Origin of the sequence: Paenibacillus sp. FSL E2-8871 (genome assembly GCF_038000345.1) — a bacterium.
In the GTDB taxonomy this organism is placed as follows: domain Bacteria; phylum Bacillota; class Bacilli; order Paenibacillales; family Paenibacillaceae; genus Paenibacillus_AQ.
This window is the reverse complement of sequence record NZ_JBBOBV010000001.1, coordinates 3,855,380-3,872,249: the sequence shown is the minus strand read 5'-3', so window position 1 is coordinate 3,872,249 and position 16,870 is coordinate 3,855,380. Positions and strand designations below refer to the sequence as shown.

The 16,870-nt window shown below is 40.8% G+C and carries 14 protein-coding genes; 13 read left to right on the top strand and 1 reads right to left on the bottom strand.

Going from position 1 to position 16,870, the window contains the following annotated elements; translation table 11 throughout:
• Positions 1–391 precede the first annotated feature (391 nt).
• The gene (locus NYE25_RS17595; RefSeq protein ID WP_341146488.1) at positions 392–3,919 is read left to right on the top strand and encodes an alpha-amylase family glycosyl hydrolase; all 3,528 of its coding nucleotides are present in this window, start codon (positions 392–394) and stop codon (positions 3,917–3,919) included.
• An 82-nt stretch (positions 3,920–4,001) separates the two neighbouring features.
• Here NYE25_RS17595 and NYE25_RS17590 read toward each other — a convergent pair whose 3' ends face one another.
• Positions 4,002–4,595 carry a YdeI/OmpD-associated family protein gene (locus NYE25_RS17590; protein ID WP_341146487.1) on the bottom strand — a complete coding sequence of 198 codons (594 nt, stop codon included), beginning with the start codon at positions 4,593–4,595 and terminating at the stop codon, positions 4,002–4,004.
• Positions 4,596–4,765: 170 nt separating this feature from the next.
• Here NYE25_RS17590 and NYE25_RS17585 point away from each other — a divergent pair, with 170 nt between their 5' ends.
• The 12 genes from NYE25_RS17585 to NYE25_RS17530 all read left to right on the top strand — a co-directional run bounded on the left by NYE25_RS17585 (position 4,766) and on the right by NYE25_RS17530 (position 16,809).
• Positions 4,766–5,644 carry an aminoglycoside phosphotransferase family protein gene (locus NYE25_RS17585; RefSeq protein ID WP_341051577.1) on the top strand — a complete coding sequence of 293 codons (879 nt, stop codon included), beginning with the start codon at positions 4,766–4,768 and terminating at the stop codon, positions 5,642–5,644.
• A gap of 229 nt (positions 5,645–5,873) precedes the next feature.
• Positions 5,874–6,437 carry an alkyl hydroperoxide reductase subunit C gene (gene ahpC, locus NYE25_RS17580; RefSeq protein ID WP_042192019.1) on the top strand — a complete coding sequence of 188 codons (564 nt, stop codon included), beginning with the start codon at positions 5,874–5,876 and terminating at the stop codon, positions 6,435–6,437.
• A 14-nt stretch (positions 6,438–6,451) separates the two neighbouring features.
• Entirely contained in the window at positions 6,452–7,981 is a 1,530-nt protein-coding gene (ahpF, locus tag NYE25_RS17575; protein ID WP_042192017.1) for an alkyl hydroperoxide reductase subunit F, read from the top strand.
• A gap of 225 nt (positions 7,982–8,206) precedes the next feature.
• Positions 8,207–9,028, top strand: a complete 822-nt coding sequence (locus NYE25_RS17570) for a methyl-accepting chemotaxis protein (RefSeq protein ID WP_341146486.1) — start codon at positions 8,207–8,209, stop codon at positions 9,026–9,028.
• A 114-nt stretch (positions 9,029–9,142) separates the two neighbouring features.
• A complete protein-coding gene (gene deoD / locus NYE25_RS17565; RefSeq protein ID WP_149644832.1) occupies positions 9,143–9,859 on the top strand; it encodes a purine-nucleoside phosphorylase in 717 nt (238 codons plus the stop codon).
• 270 nt (positions 9,860–10,129) lie between these two features.
• Positions 10,130–11,107 (top strand): cation diffusion facilitator family transporter, encoded by a 978-nt coding sequence (locus tag NYE25_RS17560; RefSeq protein ID WP_341147743.1) that lies wholly within the window; start codon positions 10,130–10,132, stop codon positions 11,105–11,107.
• A 73-nt stretch (positions 11,108–11,180) separates the two neighbouring features.
• Entirely contained in the window at positions 11,181–11,501 is a 321-nt protein-coding gene (locus NYE25_RS17555; RefSeq protein ID WP_042131123.1) for a metal-sensitive transcriptional regulator, read from the top strand.
• A gap of 107 nt (positions 11,502–11,608) precedes the next feature.
• Positions 11,609–11,845 carry a glutaredoxin family protein gene (locus tag NYE25_RS17550; RefSeq protein WP_060625785.1) on the top strand — a complete coding sequence of 79 codons (237 nt, stop codon included), beginning with the start codon at positions 11,609–11,611 and terminating at the stop codon, positions 11,843–11,845.
• Between the two features lie 104 nt (positions 11,846–11,949).
• Positions 11,950–12,279: a four-helix bundle copper-binding protein gene (locus NYE25_RS17545; protein WP_341147742.1), complete on the top strand. Its 330-nt coding sequence runs from the start codon at positions 11,950–11,952 to the stop codon at positions 12,277–12,279.
• 205 nt (positions 12,280–12,484) lie between these two features.
• Complete coding sequence (locus NYE25_RS17540; protein ID WP_341051584.1) at positions 12,485–14,917, top strand: heavy metal translocating P-type ATPase; 2,433 nt, start codon at positions 12,485–12,487, stop codon at positions 14,915–14,917.
• A 32-nt stretch (positions 14,918–14,949) separates the two neighbouring features.
• Positions 14,950–15,573: a nitrite reductase gene (locus NYE25_RS17535; RefSeq protein ID WP_341051585.1), complete on the top strand. Its 624-nt coding sequence runs from the start codon at positions 14,950–14,952 to the stop codon at positions 15,571–15,573.
• Between the two features lie 237 nt (positions 15,574–15,810).
• Positions 15,811–16,809 (top strand): globin-coupled sensor protein, encoded by a 999-nt coding sequence (locus NYE25_RS17530; RefSeq protein WP_341146485.1) that lies wholly within the window; start codon positions 15,811–15,813, stop codon positions 16,807–16,809.
• Positions 16,810–16,870 lie beyond the last annotated feature (61 nt).

Below are 16,870 nucleotides of genomic sequence, written 5' to 3'. Positions count from 1 at the left end.
GTCTTGATAATCATTCGTTCAACAAACGGGAAACCATAATTGTATAAATAGCGGTAGTTTAAGACTTTAAAATGCCTTGAACAGCTGATGAATGAAAACGATTGAACTTTTGTATTTAAACCATTAAATTTTTATGTTTTTAGCCTAAAAGATGCATTGACCCGGAAAAGGTTGGAGCCTATAATCATAAACAGGGAAAATTCATTAGATATGGAGCTATCTGTAACCTGAGGATTTCTCAATAGTTCTATTTGTAAACGCATACAATGAGGTTTTTCCATGTTTTCTAAGAAGGAGGAGATTGATAAGTTAGATTTTTTCTTTTTTTCTCATTTTTGCAAACGTTTGCACAACGTAATTTGCACTTAAAATTAATGAGGAGGTTATTTAATTGGTACGAAAACAATCTAGGCGGTTTGTTTCTTGGTTGATCATTTTTTCGCTAATCTTTAGTTTATTCGGTTTATCGGGCGGGGCTTCAGCCAGCAACACTGATTATACAGTCTCCTATACGAACACCACAGCATCTTCTGTGACACTGCATTGGACTACGAATAATTGGACGAATACTACGGACACAGTCATGTCTAAAAGTGGGACCACGTTTACGGCCAACCTCAATGTGCAGGAGGGCGCAACACTCATTTATTGTTATCACATCACAGCCCCGACGGATAGCTGGGACAGCAACGGAGGGAAGAACTGGACGGTAGTTATTCCGGTTGCTGGGAAGTATGAAGCTGAGAGCGCAGCCTTGTCAGGTGGCGCAAAAATAAATACGAATCACACCGGATATACCGGCACTGGTTTTGTTGATGGATACACAACCACAGGAGCAACTACCACCTTTAATGTTCAATCTTCCGCTGCAGGCGCCTATAATGTCACGCTTCGCTATGCCAATGCGACTGGCAGTGCCAAGCAAGTTTCCATTTATGTGAATGGAGCAAAGGTAAAGCAGACCACTTTAGCGAACTTGCCAAATTGGGATGCATGGGGTGACCAAACAGAAACGCTCTCCTTACAGGCAGGAAATAATACGATCGCTTACAAATATGACTCGGATGATACTGGGAATATCAATATCGACTATCTAACTCTTTCAGCCACAGCAACGCCAACACCAACCGTAACAACAACGCCAACAGTGACGCTTACACCAACACCAACTGTGACTCCTACGCCAACACCAACCGTAACACCAACCGTAACACCAACACCAACACCAACACCAACACCAACACCAACACCAACAGTGACGCCTACACCAACACCAACGCCAACTTCGGCTGGCTTAACGGTTCATTTTAAGAAACCAGCAAACTGGAGCTCAACGATCCGAATCCATTACTGGAATCTGAGCCCGACAACGGTTCCAACAAGCGGAGCTTGGCCAGGAATTCTGATGAAATCGGACGGAAACGACTGGTACAGCTATACTATTGCCAACGCCACCAGCACAAGCCTTATCTTTAATGATGGCAACGGCAAACAGACCGCCGACTTATCCCGCAGTATAAAAGAGGGCTGGTATTCCTCGGATAATGTGTGGTATGACGCTAATCCAGAAATTCCGAAGATCCCTGTGATTTCAGTCTCTCCTACACCGAAGACATATGATTCTGCCCAAACTGTGAAGCTCTCCAGTATCAATACTGGCGATAAAATCTACTATACGACAGACGGGTCGACACCTACGACATCCTCTACCTTGTATACCACTTCAATTCAAGTGGCCTCTACTATGACTATTAAGGCTTTTGGTGTTAACTCCATCGGTCAAGCAGGCAGTGTAGGCACCTTTGCTTATGTCATTAACCTGAATCTCGATCTGCAAGCTCCAACCATAACAGCGAATTTACCTGTTGGGAATTCAAGCTCTGCGGTTACCGTCTCTTTTAATATAAAAGATAACAAAGCGGCAACGACCACCGCATATTACACAGATAATGGGACGGAACCAACTACCAGTTCAAATCTCTATGTCTCTGGCAATGCTTTAACTACTCTGGCAGGACCGTCCATTCTTATTAATAAGACGACGACACTGAAATTCCTTGTGGTTGATAGTGCCGGAAATGAAACGAAACAGAGCTTTGTCTATACGATTGGAAATAAAGGCGATTTCCGTGAAGACACCATTTATTTCGTAATTACTTCACGATTCTATGATGGTGATCCGAGTAACGATGTACATTCATGGGAGGATGCTAAAGCAGGAAATCCGGATTCAGACCCAGCTTGGAAAGGTGACTTTAAGGGACTGATTCAAAAGCTCGATTACATCAAAGCGCTCGGATTCAGTGCTATTTGGATTACGCCAGTGGTGCAGAATGCCAGCGGGTATGATTATCATGGCTACCATGCGATTAATTTTTCCAAAGTAGATCCAAGGTATGAATCAGCGGGAGCCTCTTATCAGGAATTGATTAATGCAGCTCATGCCAAAGGGATAAAGGTTATTCAGGATGTTGTTGTGAATCATACCGGTAATTTTGGGGAAGAGAATCTGTTGCCTATGTTCAAAAAAGATCCGACTGCAGCGGACACCGTAAATAACATGCTTAAAATTACGGATAAACTGCCAGCTAACTATGATACGATGACCCCTGATCAGCAATATCAGGCCAGACTCGCAATCATGAAAAATGCGGAAACCAACAATAACATGTATCATACCGAAAAAAGTCTTTCCTGGGAATCTTACACCGTACAGACAGGACAGATTGCAGGAGACGCTGTGGACTTGAATACGGAAAATCCTGTAGTGAATCAGTATCTAATTGACAGCTATAATCAGTATATTGATATGGGTGTTGATGCTTTCCGGGTCGATACTGTGAAGCATGTAAGTCGCTATATTTTTAACAAATACTTTGTTCCTGCTTGGAAAACAAGAGGGGGCTCAAACTTCTTTGTCTTTGGTGAAGTGGCTACTCGGTACAGAGATGTATGGAATAGTGGGATTCCGGCAATATCGACTCCATTCTATACATGGAAAAGCTCGAAAGCCTATCCGGGTGACGGACAAAATGACTACGCTTCCAACAAGCTGTCAGTGGAACAAGAGTGGGCAGATAACTCCACTACAGCAGGGCAGCCAACCTCGAATAATGCTTTTTTAATAGGCAATAATTATCACGCGCCTGACTATTCAATGAAATCGGGTATGGATGTTATTGATTTCCCGATGCATTGGGCATTCAAGACTGCACAGGAAGCATTCAGTATGAAGAGCGGTGATCAGTACTATAACGATGCTACTTGGAATGTAACTTATGTTGACTCTCATGACTATGCACCTGACCAAGCCCCAGAGAATCAACGATTTGCTGGGACACAAGACACTTGGGCTGAGAATCTCTCGCTGATGTTCACTTTCCGGGGAATACCTGCGATCTATTATGGTTCTGAAATCGAGTTTAAAAAAGGATCAGTCATCGATGTAGGACCAAATGCACCACTTAGCTCAACAGGGCGTGCTTACTTTGGCGATCAAATTGAGGGTAGCGTTACTGTACAGGACTACGGTAAGTATACGAATGCTACTGGCACACTTGCCGATTCATTAAACTATCCTTTGGCAAAACATATCAGACAACTCAATTTAATCAGAAGAGCAGTTCCAGCCTTGCAAAAAGGCCAGTATTCCACAGAAAATGTATCCGGTGATTTGGCATTTAAAAGAAGATATACCGATAGCGCGAAAGGCATCGATAGCTTTGCGTTAGTTACGATCTCAGGAAATGCGACATTTACCGGAATTCCGAACGGAACTTACGTGGATGCGGTGACTGGCGATACCAAAAACGTTACAAACGGCACAATCACTCTGGTATGCTCTGGAAAAGGAAACGCTAGAGTGTATGTATTGAACGGTAGCGGTGGAATTGGAGTAACCGGAACCTACCTGAAGTAGTATAAAATCTTTTAGTAAAAAGAGAAGAAGCAACCTCAGTTCGGATTGTTCACCGATCTAAGGTTGCTTCTTCATATACAACTTAATCATTTAATCCTTTTCCATCCAGAATTTGCGGCATCCATTTTTCAACCCTAGATACTCGAGTTTTGGATTGCTTGGGTTCAGAAAAATGATGAAGGTATGCTCTTTGCCGCCCAGGCGTCAAGGCTTCAAAAGCATTTTTCAAGGCAGGGATTTCATCGAGTTTATTTTGAAACTCATCAGGAATGATGTAATCTGTATTCTTTTTGAATTCCACTTCCAAACCAGCTTTTTCAACTTCGATAGCTTCATAAATATATTCTTTTATGATGCTTTCTTTTTCAAGGATCTCTTGAACATTGGTGAACCGGATCTGGCGTGCAGCTTGTACATTCTCCGTTTGTTGAATCAGAATCCCATGGGTATCCTTTAATAAGACACCTTTATGAAATAGCAGTGCAATATATTCTTTAAATCCATGGATTAAGACTATGTTTTTGTTCTCAAACGTGTAACAAGGATGCATCCATTTAAAGTCCTCGGTCAACTCACAGTCAAGAACGATATTTCTCAACGTCTCGTATTCTTCCTGCCACTGTTTTACTTTCCTTAGAAATCCGTCCACCTTAGGATTCGTTTTACTATTAGTCATTAAGGAACACCCTTCTTCCTCATAATCATATTAAGATTACAACTTGCTTAGCTTGTCCCTTTTGTGGCTGATCTAATTGCATAGTTTGCATACAGACACTAGTAAAGCTAACATAATATTAGATGTCTCTTATGGAAATGGCTAGTAAAACTTATGTTAGCGAGGTATTTATGAATACAATTACCGTAGATTTAGTTGCAAGATTAATTAATGAACAATTTCCCGCGTGGTCCGATTTAGAGATTAGGCCAGTAAAATTCAGCGGGAATGATAATCGTACGTTTCATTTAGGTGAGCATATGAGCGTGAGGTTACCAAGTGCAGCAGCTTATGCTCCACAAGTAGAGAAAGAGCAACAATGGTTGCCCATATTAAGTAAAGAACTCACGTTACCTATTCAAATACCATTAGTCAAAGGGGAGCCTAACGAAGAATATCCATTGCCGTGGTCTATCAATAAGTGGGTAGAGGGTGAGACATTAACGCACCAAAATATTAATGATCTTAACCAGTTTGCAAGAGATTTGGGAGCATTTTTAATAGAATTACAATCTATTGATGCTAGTGGGGGACCTTTAGCAGGAGAACATAATTTCTATAGAGGTGGATCTTTAGCTGTATATGATGAAGAGTCTAGACATGCGATTGAGCATAATAAAGATATTTTTAAAGAAGATCTATTGAGAGAAATCTGGGAATTAGCATTAGATTCTAAATGGAATTCCAAGCCGGTTTGGGTTCATGGAGATATTGCGCCAGGGAATTTACTAGTCAAAGATGGAAAGCTGTGTGCAGTCATTGATTTCGGAATCTTGGGTGTAGGCGATCCTGCTTGTGATGCGGCAATGGCATGGACCTTTTTTGATGAGGATAGTAGAAAGGTATTCAAGGATGTATTACAGATGGATGAAGAGACTTGGAATAGAGCAAGAGGATGGGCTTTATGGAAAGCATTAATCACATATAATGGAAATCGATATTCTAACCCAAAGGTAGCGAGAGAATCTTTAAATATTATCAATCTAATAGCAGATGACTTCGAATTGTAGAAATTGCCCTACATAAAACATGTAAACTAACCCATACTAGTTCATAAGTATGATAATTTATGAACATTTAGCGACTGACAACGATTATCATATTAGAATTATTATAAATAACTTGACAGGCCTTAATTTGGTTAATTATAATAATTACAAATAGTATTCAGATATGTGATGTTTGCAGATTTGAATATTGTATCCACAAAAAATAAAACTTAAAGGAGATTTAAATAATATGTCACTTATCGGAACAGAAGTCCTACCATTCAAAGCAAGCGCATTTCAAGATGGGAAATTCATCGATGTATCAGAAGAAAACTTTAAAGGTAAATGGAGTGTAGTTTGCTTCTACCCAGCTGACTTTACATTCGTATGCCCAACTGAACTTGAAGATCTGCAAAACCAATATGAAACCCTGAAACAATTGGGTGTTGAAGTATATTCCGTTTCCACAGATACTCACTTTACACATAAAGCATGGCATGAAAGCTCTGCAGCTATTGGCAAGGTAAAATACATTATGATAGGCGATCCTTCTCATGTGATTTCCCGTAACTTTGATGTTCTGATCGAAGCTGACGGTCTTGCTGATCGTGGTACATTCATCATTGATCCAGACGGTATTATCCAAACCGTTGAAATTAATGCTGGTGGTATTGGTCGCGATGCTAGTGCACTTGTTAACAAAATCAAAGCAGCACAATATGTACGCAATCATCCAGGTGAAGTTTGCCCAGCGAAATGGTCCGAAGGTGCAGAAACTCTTAAACCAAGTCTCGATCTTGTAGGTAAGATTTAAGGAGCGAAAGCTAAATGAAATTAGATCAAGAAATAAAAGCTCAACTAGCTCAATACCTAGAACTCTTGGAAGGCGACGTAGTACTGAAAATCAGTGCAGGCTCTGACGAAGCATCTCAAGAGATGGAAGCGCTGGTTGATGAAATTGCCAAAATGTCAGCTAGGATAACGGTAGAAAAAACCGAACTGCCTAGAACCCCAAGCTTTAGCGTAAATCGTGTGGGTGAAGATACGGGCGTAACCTTTGCGGGAACTCCGCTAGGACATGAGTTTACTTCATTAGTGTTGGCTCTATTGCAAGTTAGCGGAAGAGCGCCTAAGGTTGAGCAAAGTGTTATTGATCAGATCAAAAGCATTAATGGCGAATATAAGTTTGAAACTTATGTCAGCCTAAGCTGTCATAATTGCCCTGATGTTGTACAAGCACTGAACCTAATGAGTATCTTCAATCCTGGCATTACCCATACGATGATTGACGGCGGAGTGTTCAAAGAAGAGGTAGAACGCAAAGAAATTATGTCTGTTCCAAGCGTTTACCTTAACGGTGAATTTTTCGAAAGTGGTCGTATGACGGTTGAAGAAATTCTAGCTAAAATGGGTAGTACTGTAGACGCATCAGAGTTTGACAATAAAGCTCCATATGATGTACTTGTTGTTGGCGGTGGCCCAGCAGGTGCAAGTGCAGCAATTTACGCAGCGCGTAAAGGAATTCGCACAGGGATTGTCGCTGAACGCTTAGGCGGACAGGTCAACGACACACTTGGCATTGAGAACTTTATCAGTGTAAATTACATTGAAGGTCCTCAGCTAGTGGCTAAACTCGAAGAGCAAGTGAAAGAGTATGGCATTGATGTGATGAAGTTACAACGTGCCACACGTTTAGACAAGAATGATTTAATTGAAGTTGAACTCGAGAACGGTGCTGTTCTAAAGAGTAAGACGGTCATTCTGTCGACAGGTGCTCGTTGGCGCAATATGGGTGTGCCTGGTGAAGCTGAATTCAAGAATAAAGGCGTAGCCTACTGCCCACACTGTGACGGTCCTTTATTTGCAGGCAAAGATGTTGCCGTTGTCGGCGGCGGTAATTCAGGGATTGAAGCAGCGATTGACCTTGCGGGTATAGTGAAGCATGTAACGGTTCTGGAATTTGCTCCAGAGCTCAAAGCAGATGCTGTACTGCAAGATCGTCTCTACAGCCTACCTAACGTTACTGTGCTTAAGAACGTGCAAACGAAAGAAATTACCGGAACTGATAAGGTAGATGGTATTTCTTATATCGATCGTGCGACAGAAGAAACTCACCATATTGAATTACAGGGTGTGTTTGTACAGATCGGTTTGGTTCCGAACACAGATTGGTTAGGTGACATGGTTGAACGTACTCGCGTTGGCGAGATCGTTGTAGATAGCCATGGTGCTACAAATGTACCAGGAGTATTTGCTGCTGGCGATTGCACTAATAGTGCTTATAAACAAATCATCATTTCGATGGGATCCGGTGCAACTGCAGCTTTAGGTGCATTTGATTATCTGATCCGCAACTAATCGATACTGTTAATAAAAGCAAGTAACTCAAAGCCCTCACTTTTCACAAGGTGGGGGCTTTTTTGTATGCTATCCGTATGTTATGAGCGAAAAAAGGGGATTTGTAAACTTTTTTGGAGGATTTTATGAGAATTTCTCGAATACATATTTCAAATATGAATTAAGTAAAATTGAGAATTTAGCACGGTTGGAAAAACCTTTTGCTGGAATGGAGACTATATTTCTGTGATTAATAATATTGAATCTTTAGACAAATTTATCGCGATTATACCTATAATAAAATTATCTATACCAGCTGATTTATCCATAGCCATATGTGATTTGGATCGGTTTGTTGCTTATTTTCCTGGCGATACCATTAATTTAAACATTACCAAAGGACAGCTTTTAAACAAAGAAGAACCGCTTTACATAGCTATACGAGAGAATCAAGCATTAAAGTCCGATGTTCCGGCCAACTTTTATGGATTCGAGTTTACGGGTACAGCGACACCTCTTCACGATAAAAACGGTCAGGTCATTGGCGGGATTGCAGTTCAGATTCGTAGACAAAGTGAATTAAAGGCTATTGTAGAACAAATCTCAGAATCACTGACCCAAGCTAATGAGCAAATCAATAATATTTCGTATGGATCCAATTCACTTGCGGATTACTCTCAGCAACTACTTATTCAATCCCAGCAAGCTGGTAGAGATGTGGAGAATACTACAGAGGTCCTATCGATTATTAAAAAGGTTGCTGACCAAACGAATTTACTCGGGCTGAATGCAGCAATAGAAGCAGCTCATGCAGGTGAGAAGGGAAGAGGGTTTGAAGTCGTAGCTAAGGAAATTCGGAAATTTTCACGGGAAACCGTTTCTTCAACTCAAAACATAAATGAAACCATGCTACAAATTAAGGGGATTACGAACCAAATGGCTAATTCGATAGAGAAGATAGCGGCGATCGGACAAGAACAGGCTGCATCTGTTCAGCATACTTCTGCATTTATTGAGGAAATAAAAATAATGTCCCAAAAGCTTAACGAGTTTGCGAATAAATTGTAGTAAGAGAATCAGTTCTTTTTTTGTTGAAACAAAAGAATATTTTAAACGTATATTTAAATTCATGGATGGTATAGTAAGATAGTAGTTGAGTAACAAACTTAGGAGGAATAAATTATGTCAACGCCGCACAATGCAGCACAAAATGGTGAAATCGCCAAAACAGTACTAATGCCAGGAGATCCGTTAAGAGCGAAGTATATCGCAGAAACCTATTTGGAGAACCCAACCCAATTTAATACGGTACGGAATATGTTTGGATATACAGGCACTTACAAAGGTAAAGAAGTGTCAGTAATGGGTTCGGGAATGGGAATGCCAAGTATCGGTATTTATTCTTATGAACTATACAAAAATTATGGTGTGGAAAACATCATTCGCATCGGTAGTGCAGGTGCCTACACAGATAAATTGAATTTATTTGATGTGGTACTGGCGGATAGTGCGTGGAGTGAATCTACATACGCCTATGTGCAAAGTGGTGTAGAAGGAGACGTACAGCTGCCAAGTAAAGAATTGAACGAAGTCATTGAAGAAGCGGCTAAACGTATTAACAAGCCACTTTTGACGGCAAGAATTCATTCAAGCGATGTATTCTATCATGAAGATAACGTGCCAGGCCACAATGAATTTTACAATGAACATGGCTGTGTATGTGTAGAAATGGAGAGCTATGCATTGTTCCATAATGCGAAAGTATTAGGTAAACAAGCAGCATGTATTCTTACTATTTCAGATTCATTAGTTACTCATGCAGTAACCACGGCAGAAGAAAGACAAAATTCTTTCAACAGCATGATGGAAGTTGCATTAGAAGCAGCAATTTCTCTTTAAGATTAAGAAGTGAAAGATAAACTAAAACATCTTTATACAGAAATTGTATAGAGGTGTTTTTTTGTGTTTTCATGACTAAAGAGGATATACCCTTAGGTTCGTTATTGACAAGAAGAAAAATCCAGATCATAATAACATATGAGCACTTGTTCATATGTTATTGTGATCTGGAGCTTTTGAATACCACTGCGCGCGCATACAAATACTATCTTGCTGAAGGTAAATAGGAGGTAAATCATGAAGGACAAGAAGAATAATCACAATCATCAGATGGAGCACGTAGACGGGCAACACTCCGATCACGATCACAGCGATCACAATCACTCCCATGCAGGACATGATCATTCCCATGGGCCTCACGGTCATCATCATTTTGATCCTAGCGGAAACAAAAAAGGACTAATGATTGCATTAATAATTACAGTAGGAATTATGTTTTTGGAGTTTTTTGGCGGACTGATCACTAACAGCTTAGCGCTGCTATCGGACAGTGGGCATATGCTAAACGATGCAAGCTCCTTAGCATTAAGTCTAGTGGCGGTCTGGTTTGCAACTAAACCTGCATCTCCCAATAAAACATATGGATTTCATCGGTTTGAAATTCTAGCGGCACTATTGAATGGGGTCACCTTATTTGTAGTTGCTGGTTTTATCATCGTGGAGGCTTATGGCCGATTCTTCGAGCCGCCTACGGTTGCAAGTGGTTCTATGATGCTGATCGCATGTATAGGTCTTTTAGCCAATGTTGCTAGTGCTTGGTCTCTTATGAGAAAAGGAGATGTAAAGAATAACATTAACCTTCGCAGCGCTTATCTTCATGTGCTTGGCGATGCTTTAGGCTCGGTGGGGGCTATTATTGCAGGTTTAGTTATGATGATTTTTGGCTGGTATATTGCTGATCCGATTATAAGCGTAATAGTTGCTCTATTAATTCTTAGAGGCGCTTGGGGAATCATCAAACATACCGTTCATGTTCTTATGGAAGGTACACCGATTACAGTGAATCCTTCTGAGGTGAAGGCAGTTCTTGAGAATATCGAGGGCGTTATAAATGTTCATGATCTTCATATTTGGACAATTACCTCGGGTCTTGATTCACTAAGCTGCCATCTCTTAATCAAAGATCAGGAAGATGATCAACGTATTTTGCAGCAAGCCATTCAGTTAATAGCGGAACGCTTCAAAATCCAGCATACTACTATTCAAATTGAGACATCTGTGATATCCCATGAAGTGATGAAAGTCTAATTATATTTTATATTTTGAATAGATTAGGGGGGCTATAGTATAATAAAACTATATGGAAAGGAGTGATTGGTGCATGGAAGATCATACGCACGAGCACGAATCATGTAGCACGGGTGAACGAAAAAGTCATCACTCTGAGAAGACTAAAAAGAACCTGGTTAGCCGACTCAATAGAATTGAAGGACAAGTAAGAGGGCTAAAGGGATTAATTGAGAAGGACACCTATTGTGATGATGTGCTGCATCAAATCTCTTCGGTCCAATCTGCTTTGAACGGCGTAGGAAAGCTTTTGTTAGAACATCATATGAAGAGCTGTGTCGTAGAACGAATTCAAGATGGTGAAAATGAAGTGTTAGATGAGTTATTAATTACCATCAATAAATTAATTAAATAATTGATAATAGAAAGGATTCGTTGGAATCCTTTTTTATTTAGATTCATATATAGTATAGGGGGGTATACTAATTTTGTTAGAAAATATACTGAAGGAGGACGACCCATATGAACGTAGAGGTATTTACAACACCGACTTGTGAGGATTGCAGAAATTTTAAAAAGTTCTTAAGTGAGCATCATATTCCATTTACTGAATTTAATATTGCAGATCATCCTGACCATGCAGATACGTTATTTAATCGAACTGGAAAAAGATTGGTTCCTACCATTTTCATTAACAATCAGGTATTCTTCGGATTTGTGTTCAATCGTCAAGAAATTGAGAAACAGCTGCTTGTCTAATGTTCAGTTCGGACAATTTCTCTGAGCATGATAAGTTAGCTCACGATTGGGTATATATAGAGTAGGGGACTATACTAAATTACATCTTGAGAGGAGCTATTATGATGTCACATCAAAACTACAAAGCGTGTATTGAAGAATGTTTAAAATGTATGGTGGCTTGTAATCACTGTTACTCATCTTGCTTGGAGGAAGATCATGTTGGAATGATGAAGGAGTGCATTCGCCTGGATCGTGAATGTGCGGAAATATGCGAATTCACTGCACATGCCCTGTCGATGAACAGTAAATATGCCAAGGCCTTATGTTTAGCTTGTGCAGAGGCTTGTGAAGCCTGCGGCAACGAATGTAAAAAGCATGACCATGATCATTGCCAGCAATGTGCAGAAGCATGTTTTGCCTGTGCGAAAATCTGCCGTGAAATGGCCGCTTAACTCAGTAGGACTCTCTTCAGAGAGGACGGATTCATGAAGGAGTTTTCTCAGAAACAGGATTTCTGTTACTGAGAAAACTCCTTTTTAAGTATTTAGAGTATAGCTTGTCGCTTGACATAATATAGGGTAGGGGGGTATACTAATGTCGAGAAGAGGATGATGCAACAATGGAAATCATCACAAAAGTGGAAGAGGTGTTTATATAATGACTACTGCTGCGGCGGGACAATCACAAACTTCATTACAAATCACAGGGATGACTTGTGCTGCTTGTGCAAACCGCATAGAAAAAGGCTTGAACAAGTTAGAAGGTGTAACAGAAGCCAACGTAAACTTTGCAATGGAAAGGGCTACAGTGACTTATGATCCGAACATAGTGGACGTAAGTAAGATGGAAGCAAGTATTCAGAAGCTAGGGTATAGCACGGCTAAAGAAGCTGTAGATTTACAGCTTGTAGGTATGACATGCGCTGCTTGTGCATTGAAAATTGAAAAGACTCTGAATAAACTGCCTGGCGTAAGCACCGCTAGTGTGAACTTTGCGATGGAAACAGCACATGTCGAATATAATCCCGTTGAAGTTTCTGTATCTGACATGCAGAAGCGGGTGGAGAAGCTTGGATACAAGGCTGTTCCCAAACAAGAGCAAGGTGACCCAGCGGAACAGCGACAACAAGATTTATCCAAGCAAAAACGTAAGCTGCTGATCTCCGCGATTCTATCGTTTCCACTGCTGTGGGCGATGGTGAGCCACTTTTCCTTCACTTCGTGGATATGGCTGCCTGATCTTTTTATGAATCCATGGTTCCAATTGATTTTGGCAACACCGGTTCAATTTTATATCGGAAAACAATTTTACATCGGTGCTTATAAAGCGCTACGTAACGGCAGTGCGAACATGGATGTTCTAGTTTCACTTGGGACCTCAGCGGCCTTTTTTTACAGCCTTTACTTAACCATTGTTTGGGCTGTCGATGGTGGGAGCGCGCATCATGGACCAGAAATGTATTATGAAACGAGTGCAGTATTGATTACTCTGGTTCTAATGGGAAAATTGTTCGAATCCTTGGCAAAAGGACGGACATCGGAAGCTATTAAATCCTTGATGGGACTGCAAGCCAAGACAGCTTTAGTTGTCCGCGACGGTGAAGAATTAAGCATTCCGGTAGAGGAAGTTATTACTGGTGATATAGTACTTGTTCGTCCAGGGAATAAAGTACCTGTGGATGGTGAAGTTCTGGAAGGGATCTCTTCGGTAGATGAATCCATGCTGACCGGAGAAAGCCTCCCTGTTGAAAAGAAAGCCGGAGATTCTGTCATTGGAGCGACGATTAATAAAAACGGTATGCTTCGAATTAAGGCAACAAAAGTAGGTAAGGAAACTGCTCTTGCGCAGATTATCAAAGTGGTAGAAGAAGCGCAAGGTTCGAAAGCTCCTATTCAACGGGTTGCTGACGTCATCTCCGGTATCTTTGTTCCTATCGTTGTTGGGATTGCCGTTATTGCATTTTTAGTGTGGTACTTCATCGTAACACCGGGTGATTTTGCAGGAGCTTTGGAAAAAGCAATCGCCATTCTGGTTATCGCTTGCCCTTGTGCTTTGGGTCTGGCTACGCCAACCTCCATTATGGCTGGTTCCGGACGTGCAGCTGAACTGGGAATCCTGTTCAAAGGCGGAGAGCATTTAGAGCAAACACATAAAATTGATACGATTATCTTGGATAAAACAGGTACAGTAACAAAGGGCAAACCTGAGCTTACCGATATTTTGGTCGAAGGCAACGAGACAGAATTTCTTAGACTGGTGGGTGCAGCCGAGAAGAATTCAGAACATCCACTTGCAGAAGCTATTGTCGCAGGCATCTTGGAAAGAAATATTGAATTGCCAGGGACAGAATCTTTTGAAGCTATACCGGGTTTTGGGATCAAGGCTGTCGTGGAAGGCAAAGAGCTGTTAATTGGTACTCGGCGTCTCATGGACAAATACGGTGTAGAGGCAAGTCATGCTTATAACATCATGTCTACTTTAGAAGAATCCGGTAAAACAGCAATGCTTGTTGCTATAAATAAAGGGTACGTAGGTATGGTAGCTGTTGCGGACACCATTAAAGAAACCTCTCAGGCTGCTGTCAGTCGGTTGAAAGGAATGGGAATCCAGGTCATCATGATTACCGGAGATAACGAACGTACGGCAAAGGCGATCGCTGCCCAAGTTGGCATTGATCATGTACGCGCTGAAGTGCTTCCAGAAGGAAAAGCGGAGGAAGTGAAAAAATTACAAGCGCAAGGAAAGATAGTAGCTATGGTTGGCGATGGTATTAATGATGCTCCAGCTCTAGCTACTGCAGATATTGGGATGGCAATCGGTACCGGTACGGATGTGGCTATGGAAGCTGCGGATGTTACTTTAATGCGAGGCGATCTATCCAGTATTCCTGATGCCATCTACATGAGCCGTAAAACGATGACTAATATTAAACAAAATCTATTTTGGGCACTTGGATACAACTCCCTTGGGATTCCAATCGCAGCACTTGGTTTCTTGGCTCCATGGGTAGCGGGTGCAGCAATGGCGCTCAGTTCGGTTTCCGTTGTACTTAACGCGCTTCGTCTACAACGTGTGAAGATCCGTAACTAAATCGCTTGAGGAATGGAGACGGAGATTAGGATATGGGAGAGATAACGAAAATCGCAGTTGCGCCTCCAATTCAAGTGGGAGGAAGCCTGTTCACACCAGAGCAGCTTGCTACAATTGGAGCTATTGTAGGGACAAATGCAAGAATTGAAATGACATCTTTTAAACAGCTATATTTGGAGGTACCTCTGGAACATCGTGAAGAGATTGTGGAACAACTTGAGCGTACGGGCTTGGAAGTATATCCAGCGGGTTTTGTCACGAAAAGCCTGATTGCTTGTAATTTTTGTAAAGGGGCTGAGGAAGCAGGTCTGGCAGTTGCACAGAAATTAAATCAGTCCATCGCAGGGATTGAAACACCTATGCCACTGAAAATTGGTTATGCGGGCTGTGCACTCGGAACAAGCGAGCCTTTGTTGAAAGACATTAGTGTAGTCAAAATGCGTAATACCTATGAGGTTTTTATTGGAGGAGAACCTAAAGGACTTAAGACTTCAATCGCACAATCTCTTAGATCAGGGCTAAGTGAAGATCAACTCATTCCAGTGATTTTGTCATTGATTAACTACTATAAAGCCAACGCCAAAGGCAAAGAGAAATTCAGAAAATTCATTGACCGGACAACGATAGAATTGCTGCAACAAGTTGTTACAGTGTAGGGTAAGGTTATAATTTTAAGAGGGGCTTCCTTTACAGGAGCTCCTCTTTTTTGTGTGATCTAAGAATAATGTACAAAATGCAAAGTTTGTAAAATTAATAAACTATTTAAGTAAATAAAGTGTTAAAATTTATAAAAATAATACCTTTATTATCAAGATAAATAGATGCCATAGGGGATGGCATGGAAGATGCGATGATCATTATATAAATAGAATGAGAGGGAAGTTGACCAAATTATGATCAATCTTAGTTCAGAACGAAAACAGCAAGTTAGCTATATTGGGATTACTGAGGCTGATTTAAATGTATTAAAAAGTAAGGAGAAAGAATTCAAGCAAATCGTAAGCTCCCTTGTAGATGAATTGTATAAGCAGATGATAGAGGAACCTGAGCTACTCCACATCATTGAACAGCACAGTACGCTTGATCGATTGAAGGAAACGCAGCAGTGGTATTTTTTATCCATGGCTTTGGGTGTGATTGATGAAGCATTTATTGAAAGACGACTGCTTATAGGCAAAATTCACTCGCGTATTGGTCTGACAACGAATTGGTATTTGGGCACTTACATATTATATTTGGATCTCGCTACAGCTTATTTTGAACGGATATTACCGACTGATTGGAAACCCGTCATACATGCATTAACTAAGATGTTTAATCTGGATTCACAGTTGGTTCTTGAAGCTTACGAAGTCGATGAAAAAGCAAAAATAGAAAATTTATTGGAAAAGCAAAACCACTTGCTTACAGGTGTTAGTTCTGCGGTTCAAGAATTAGTATCCTTAATGGTTCAACTGAAAGATAGCAGTGAATCCATCGAGGAATTAGCTAGTAAGAATGCTGATTATCAAGAGAAAACACATCAAACTGTGTTATATCTCGACAAAGAGGTAGAGTCTATTCATCAAGTGGGTACAATGATTAGGGAAGTAGCTGATCATACGCACCTTTTGGGCTTAAACGCAGCCATTGAAGCGGCAAGAGCAGGGGAGTACGGTAGAGGCTTTGAAGTCGTCGCGAATGAAGTACGCAAGTTAGCTCGTCGCTCAAAAGATTCAATAGGGACGATTGATGAGAAGCTGAATAATATCAACTCCACACTGTCCAAGGTGAAAAAAGAATCGGAACACAATTCCATGTATTCCAGAGATCAGGTGAAGGGCTCTCAAGAACTGGCTTCCTTCGTGAATCTGATTGAAAAAGTGACCGTTGAGTTAGAAAATTTGAAATAAACAAGAATGTCTTATATTGCGGATCGAGTGTTAAGTATTCATATCTGGTACAAGGAGCGAT

What these genes read in the sequence shown, in the direction of transcription:
- NYE25_RS17590 (WP_341146487.1), bottom strand. Translation starts at nt 4,595, where the DNA reads ATGACTAATAGTAAAACGAATCCTAAGGTGGACGGATTTCTAAGGAAA.
- NYE25_RS17585 (WP_341051577.1), top strand. Translation starts at nt 4,766, where the DNA reads ATGAATACAATTACCGTAGATTTAGTTGCAAGATTAATTAATGAACAA.
- ahpC (WP_042192019.1), top strand. Translation starts at nt 5,874, where the DNA reads ATGTCACTTATCGGAACAGAAGTCCTACCATTCAAAGCAAGCGCATTT.
- ahpF (WP_042192017.1), top strand. Translation starts at nt 6,452, where the DNA reads ATGAAATTAGATCAAGAAATAAAAGCTCAACTAGCTCAATACCTAGAA.
- deoD (WP_149644832.1), top strand. Translation starts at nt 9,143, where the DNA reads ATGTCAACGCCGCACAATGCAGCACAAAATGGTGAAATCGCCAAAACA.
- NYE25_RS17560 (WP_341147743.1), top strand. Translation starts at nt 10,130, where the DNA reads ATGGAGCACGTAGACGGGCAACACTCCGATCACGATCACAGCGATCAC.
- NYE25_RS17555 (WP_042131123.1), top strand. Translation starts at nt 11,181, where the DNA reads ATGGAAGATCATACGCACGAGCACGAATCATGTAGCACGGGTGAACGA.
- NYE25_RS17550 (WP_060625785.1), top strand. Translation starts at nt 11,609, where the DNA reads ATGAACGTAGAGGTATTTACAACACCGACTTGTGAGGATTGCAGAAAT.
- NYE25_RS17545 (WP_341147742.1), top strand. Translation starts at nt 11,950, where the DNA reads ATGTCACATCAAAACTACAAAGCGTGTATTGAAGAATGTTTAAAATGT.
- NYE25_RS17540 (WP_341051584.1), top strand. Translation starts at nt 12,485, where the DNA reads ATGACTACTGCTGCGGCGGGACAATCACAAACTTCATTACAAATCACA.
- NYE25_RS17535 (WP_341051585.1), top strand. Translation starts at nt 14,950, where the DNA reads ATGGGAGAGATAACGAAAATCGCAGTTGCGCCTCCAATTCAAGTGGGA.
- NYE25_RS17530 (WP_341146485.1), top strand. Translation starts at nt 15,811, where the DNA reads ATGATCAATCTTAGTTCAGAACGAAAACAGCAAGTTAGCTATATTGGG.